The organism is Nocardioides malaquae (assembly GCF_015070385.1).
GTDB lineage: Bacteria > Actinomycetota > Actinomycetes > Propionibacteriales > Nocardioidaceae > Nocardioides > Nocardioides malaquae.
In genome coordinates, this window is sequence record NZ_JADCSA010000314.1 from 1 (window position 1) to 277 (window position 277).

1 protein-coding gene is annotated in these 277 nt (G+C 31.4%); it reads left to right on the top strand.

Annotated elements, in window-relative coordinates:
- Positions 1-208 (top strand): hypothetical protein (locus IEQ44_RS17185; RefSeq protein WP_227487626.1); only part of this gene is annotated, 208 nt, incomplete at its 5' end.
- Between the last annotated feature and the right edge of the window lie 69 nt (positions 209-277).

Consider the following 277-nt stretch of genomic DNA (forward strand, 5'->3'; position numbering starts at 1 on the left):
TTGTGGATCTGCCATATTATTTTATGAAATGTCTGGATCTTTTTTTTTTATAATTTATTTGCAAAATCTTCCCTATAATGAAAATGTGGAGTTCAATGGGCTGTCACGACTAGGACATTTTAAATGGCGATTAATTGTCACTCAAATAATTGCGATTAACGATTTAATTGTTATTGGCGTTGAAGATTGGAACAGAAAAACATTTTAATTTCTGTTTGGTTTTTAGGCTTCATAATCACAAATTGCACCGGGGCAGATATGACCAGTAACTTAAATA